Origin of the sequence: Arthrobacter sp. CAL618, assembly GCF_000468215.1 — a bacterium.
Lineage (GTDB): Bacteria > Actinomycetota > Actinomycetes > Actinomycetales > Micrococcaceae > Arthrobacter_D.
Window position 1 is genome coordinate 1 of sequence record NZ_ASZW01000213.1, and the last position, 3,617, is coordinate 3,617.

The 3,617-nt window shown below is 65.5% G+C and carries 3 protein-coding genes; all 3 read right to left on the reverse strand.

Going from position 1 to position 3,617, the window contains the following annotated elements:
- Window positions 1-96: 96 nt before the first annotated feature.
- The 3 genes from alaS to K728_RS0112850 all read right to left on the reverse strand — a co-directional run bounded on the left by alaS (window position 97) and on the right by K728_RS0112850 (window position 3,513).
- Window positions 97-2,775, reverse strand: coding sequence for an alanine--tRNA ligase (gene alaS / locus K728_RS0112840; protein ID WP_024476970.1), 2,679 nt, complete (start codon window positions 2,773-2,775; stop codon window positions 97-99).
- A 98-nt stretch (window positions 2,776-2,873) separates the two neighbouring features.
- Window positions 2,874-3,131: a DUF6167 family protein gene (locus K728_RS0112845; protein WP_237715275.1), complete on the reverse strand. Its 258-nt coding sequence runs from the start codon at window positions 3,129-3,131 to the stop codon at window positions 2,874-2,876.
- A gap of 7 nt (window positions 3,132-3,138) precedes the next feature.
- Window positions 3,139-3,513 (reverse strand): DUF948 domain-containing protein, encoded by a 375-nt coding sequence (locus K728_RS0112850; protein ID WP_019482827.1) that lies wholly within the window; start codon window positions 3,511-3,513, stop codon window positions 3,139-3,141.
- Window positions 3,514-3,617: the final 104 nt, after the last annotated feature.

Below are 3,617 nucleotides of genomic sequence, written 5' to 3' on the forward strand. Positions count from 1 at the left end.
CACCCGTACCATTCCGACGTCGACGCCAATTTTGACGCCCCGCGGGTAGTCCCCGGTGCCGGGTGAAGTGTCAGTCATCGCTGTTCAGGCGGGTGATCAGCGGGACGCGACCGCGGACCGGATGGCGGTCAGGGCGGCCTCGATCTGCGCTGGATCGGACCCTCCGCCCTGAGCCACGTCGTCCTTACCGCCGCCGCCGCCGCCGAGGATTCCAGCGGCGACGCGGACCAGCGCGCCGGCCTTCACGCCGGCGGCGCGGGCGTCCTCGTTGGTCGCGACCAGGACAAGCGGACGGTCGTTGCTGATTCCGGCGGTAGCCACCACTGCAGCGCCTGATCCTAGCCGGCTTCTGAGGTCGAGAGCGAGAATCCGCAGGTCGTCGGCGCCGCTCACCGTTCCAGCGTCGTGCGCAAGGAGGCGGACGCCGTCGACGTCGACCGCGGAGCCCACCAGGGCCGCAGCCGACGCGCTGAGCGCTTCCTTCCGCAGCCGTTCAAGTTCCTTTTCGGCGGTCTTGAGCTTCGCCAGGGTGGCTGCGAGCCGTTCCGGCAGCTGGACTGACGGCACCTTGAGCATGTCCGACAGCTCGGTCACCAGGGCACGCTCAGCCGCGAGGTGGCGGAACGCGTCCATTCCAACGAACGCCTCAACCCGGCGGTTACCTGAACCGACCGACTGTTCGCCCAGCAGGGTCAACGATCCGATGAGCGACGTCGATCCGACGTGGGTGCCTCCACAGAGTTCCCTTGACCAGTCACCGTCAATTTCGACCACCCGGACGGTGTCGCCGTAGGCTTCGCCGAACAGGGCGGTCGCGCCGAGTGCTTTCGCCTCGTCCAGCTTCATCAGCTTGGTTTCTACCGTGTGGTTGTTGCGGATGGCGATATTGGAGACTTCTTCGATCTCCGACTTGGCGCTGGCGCTGATGCCTTCGCCCCAGGAGAAGTCGAACCGCAGGTACCCGGCCTTGTTGAAGGAGCCGCGCTGCAGCGCTTCGGGGCCGAGGATCTGGTGGAGGGCGGCGTGCACGATGTGGGTACCCGAGTGGGCCTGCTCCCCGGCGTGACGGCGCTGCCGGTCCACGGCCGCCACCACGGGTGCGGTGACCGAAATGTCGCCTTCCCGGACAACCGCGCGGTGGACGCTGAGGCCTTTGATGGGGCGTTGCACGTCGAGGACTTCGACCACGAAGCCGTTGCCGGTGATGAGCCCGGCGTCTGCGGCCTGGCCGCCTGCCTCAGCGTAGAACGGCGTCTGGTCCAGGATCAGGTCGATCTCTTCGCCCTGCGATGCCGCGGGCACGGCAACGCCGTCGCGGACAATTCCGGTGACGATGGCTTCGGTGGTCAGCTCGTCGTACCCGGTGAACACGGTCTGGCCGCTGGCCAGCAACTCGGTGAAGACGGACAGATCGGCCTGGCCAGCCTTCTTACCGCGGGCGTCAGCCTGGGCGCGTTGGCGTTGCTCGAGCATCAGCGATCGGAACCCGTCGGCGTCGACCGCGAGGCCGGCTTCGGCAGCCATTTCGAGGGTCAGGTCGATGGGGAAGCCGAAGGTGTCATGCAGCGCGAAGGCGTCCTCACCGGACAGCGGGCGTCCTGCGGCCTTCGATTCCAGGACCGCGCCCTCAAGGCGGGCGGTACCGGAGGCGATGGTGCGCAGGAAAGCACGTTCCTCGGCGTAGGCGATCCGGCTGATCCGTTCGAAGTCCTTCTCCACCTCGGGGTAGGTGCCCTTCATCGCGTCCCGGGACGCCGGCAGCAGTTCGGGGAGGCAGGCGCGTTCGACGCCGAGCAGACGCATGGCACGGACGGCCCGCCGGATCAGGCGGCGCAGCACGTACCCGCGGCCCTCGTTGGAGGGGGTCACACCGTCGGCTATGAGCATCAGAGCTGAACGGATGTGGTCGGCCACGACGCGCATCCGCACGTCATCGGTGTGGTGCGGGTCCGTGTCTGATTCGGCACTGGTGTAGGTCTTGCCCGAGAGTTCCGCGGCGCGGTCCAGCACCGGACGCACCTGGTCGGTCTCATACATGTTCTCGACACCCTGCAGCACCATGGCGAGGCGCTCGAGGCCGAGCCCGGTGTCGATGTTCTTGGCCGGCAGTTCGCCGGCGATGTCGAAATCTTCCTTGCTACGGACTGCTGACAGCTGGTATTGCATGAACACCAGGTTCCAGATTTCGATGTACCGCGGGGAGTCGGTGGCCGGTCCGCCGGCAATGCCGTACTCGGGGCCCCGGTCGTAGAAGATTTCCGAGCAGGGTCCGCCGGGCCCGGGCTGCCCGGTGCTCCAGTAGTTTTCCGCTTCGCCGAGCTTCTGGATGCGTTCAACGGGGATACCGACCTGGTCGCGCCAGATGGCGAGGGCCTCGTCGTCATCCTGGTAGACGGTGACCCAGAGACGATCGGGGTCCAGCCCGAAGCCTCCGGCGTCGAGTGGGGAGGTCAGGAGCTCCCACGCCATCGGGATGGCGCCTTCCTTGAAATAGTCTCCGAAGGAGAAGTTGCCGCACATCTGGAAGAACGTTCCGTGGCGGGCCGTTTTGCCTACTTCTTCAATGTCGCCGGTCCGGATGCACTTCTGGATGCTGGTGGCCCGGTCGAAGGGTGCCTTCTCACGAGCCGTCAGGTACGGGATGAACGGGACCATTCCAGCGATGTTGAAGAGCAGCGACGGGTCGGTCGATACCAGCGACGCCGACGGCACAACCGTGTGCCCCTTGCCCTCGAAAAACGCGAGCCAGCGCCGTGCAATCTCATGGGATTTCATTGAAGCTTTCAGTCCTTATGGTTTTTTCAGGGCCAGGATCCTGTGGGTCGCACCCCAGCTCGGGGCGCGGGACGGGCTGCCAGGCAGCCCCGGTCCGGTTACTGGCCGGGACGTTCCGGGCGAACTTCGGCGGGGTCGATGCCGAGGGCGGCACGGAGGTCGGATTCGCGCTCCTGCATCCCTGTCCGCAGCGCATCAGCGAAGTTGGCGACACCATCAGTCACTTCGCCCATCGCACGGTTCAACCCGGCAGGCCCGTAGCTGTCGGCGACGGAGGCGAGTTTCCGTACGGCGATGACGCCGATGGCAACTCCTGCGCCCATCCAGATGACGCGCATGATCATTGTGTTTTTCATCGTTTCCTTAGCGGCTGCGGCGGCGGGGAGCGGGCTTGCCTCGACCGGCCAGGGCGGTGCGCACCCCGTAGGAGAACGCGGCAACCTTGATCAACGGCGCGCCGACGGTAGCGGCGATCAGGGATGACAGGGCCGAGAGGTTGGCGGTCGCGTCGGAGACGTTGGACGTGATTCCGTCGACATTCTTCAGCTGCTGATGCGTGGTGGTGACGGTGCTTGTCACTTCCTCGATCAGGGGTGTGGTTTCGTTGCTGACACTCCTGATGGTGGTCCGCAGTTCGTCAAACACTTTGCCGAGCTTCCACACCGGTATAGCCAGCAGTGCGACCAGCACCGCGAACACACCGGCTGCGATGAGACCGGCGATATCTCCACCAGACATGGATCGTGTCTCCTTTTGAATCAGGTAGGCCGCCTGGGCGTCGATAGCTCAGCGGCGATAACTTACCTATGTACCTTACCTACTCAAAGGCCCGCGGCGTGTGC